The 1,904-nt window shown below is 59.5% G+C and carries 1 protein-coding gene and 1 pseudogene; both read right to left on the minus strand.

From position 1 onward, the window contains the following. Nucleotides 1–563: 563 nt before the first annotated feature. Nucleotides 564–1,355, minus strand: coding sequence for a fumarylacetoacetate hydrolase family protein (locus ACWEKR_RS35520; RefSeq protein ID WP_452358235.1), 792 nt, complete (start codon nucleotides 1,353–1,355; stop codon nucleotides 564–566). Between the two features lie 280 nt (nucleotides 1,356–1,635). Then, a pseudogene (locus tag ACWEKR_RS35525) lies at nucleotides 1,636–1,904 on the minus strand (hypothetical protein); the annotation flags it as partial.

Below are 1,904 nucleotides of genomic sequence, written 5' to 3' on the forward strand. Positions count from 1 at the left end.
TCGGTCCTCCCTGGCTCGGATATCAGCCAGGGTCACCGACCAGGTGGTCCATTTTGAGTTGCCGCGCAGTGATCAGTTTTCACGTTCCGCCGACAACATCGATCGAAAGAGTGCTCGATAGTCCACAGCGCGTGCCGACCGGTATCGCTTCGCGACTGCGCGTTCGGGTTGCCAACATCGAGTCGCGTACGAAAGCTCAGTTCAGCGAACCTCGAGCAGATGTGATGATGGGTGCAGTCCGCGACGGCGTTGGCAGTAGGCCAGGCTGCGCCGCAGCGGGCTCGGACGTATCGACAAACCCTCAGCGGCTGCCTTGGGGGACGGGCAGGTGTGCACACCGTTCGTTTCTCGCAACACCAGAAAATTAAGGCGCCCCCTGCTCGAAGCGCGATAGCCAGACAGTGACCATCCTCCTGAGCCGGGTTCGCGCCGGAATGCCTTCGGCATCTAGGGACTATTCGTATAGAAGGCCGATGCTGACGAAGGCGAGCTTGTCCTGCGGGCTGGTTGCCTGGCGTCTGACAGCTGTGTGCAGAAGTACCTTCTGGCTCGCTGGCGGAGCGTCAAACCACCGGGTTGCTCAATGTGCCCAGTCCTTCGATTTCGACGTCCACCGTATCCCCATTTTTCAACCACGCGGGAGGCGTGCGTGCGAAGCCGACGCCGTGCGGGGTGCCGGTCAACAGAACCGTTCCGGGGCGCAGCGTCATCGTGCTGCTGAGATTCTCGATCAGCGTGGGTACATCGAAGATCATGTCGGCAGTCGTCCAGTCCTGCATGACGTGGCTGTTGACCCTCGTCTCCAGCTTCAGTGCATTCGGATTCTCGATCTCGTCGCTAGTCACGATCGTAGGACCCAGCGGGCAGAAACCATCGAAGCTCTTGCCACGGGCGAACTGTCCGCCGCCCAATCGCTTCTCGCGCTGCCAGTCCCTGGCGGATACGTCATTGGCGATCGTGTAGCCGAAGACGTACTGCAGCGCTCGGTCCTTGCGGACGTTCTTGCACGTCTTGCCGATGACCACTGCCAGTTCGCCCTCGAAATCGATCTGACTGCTCAGCCGAGGGACCCTGATCGGATCGCCCGGATTGTTCAGCGCGTTGCTCGACTTGATGAACAACACCGGCAGTTCAGGGATGGTAGAGCCGCCTTCTTCAGCGTGCTTGCGGTAGTTCAAGCCGATGCAGAGGATATCTGTCGGCACAATCGGGGCAAGCAGTTTCTCGACCTCGACCACCCGCCCGGACAGCTCCAAAGCGTTGAACAAATCCCCCTCGATCAACTCTGCTGTAGCATCGTCAATTTTCCGTCCGTAGCGGATTGTTTCACCGGTGATGAATCGTACGATATGCACAGTGTTCAGCCTAACGGATATACGCAAGCAGCGAAGTGCTTCAGGCGCCAAATATGTTGCCCCGGCGGTTACCACGTAACGAGTATTCGACGAAAGCCAGATTCGCCCGCCTTAACGGGCGCCGATGAAGTCTGGTGACGAATCGCCGGTGCGCATGACCCTCATACTCGAAGCGGGATCTTCGATTGATGGGCAGACTTGTACTGCCGACCGGCGCAGTGCCGTTCCCTGGTATTCAACACCGGTCGCGCGGGTTCGACGCCCATGTCGAGAGGTCGCCTCAACGGTCCTGTGACGGGCTTTCATGCGATGTCAGCGCATCGTGCGCCGATCCACGCGCTTGCTGCCGCAACTTCTGACGCACAACGTGCCTCACTACGCGCCGTCGAATGCGCGCGATACGGCCAGTTGCGTTGATCTGGTCGACGAAACGTTCACCCGAACGTTGCAATGTCTCCATGATTTCGTCCACAGGACAGTCCACGAGCTGGTGGTGGCGTTTGCGCCAGTGTCCTGCGATCATGACCGCTTCGATGTTGCCGGCGTTGG

Source organism: Nocardia sp. NPDC004573 (genome assembly GCF_053602135.1).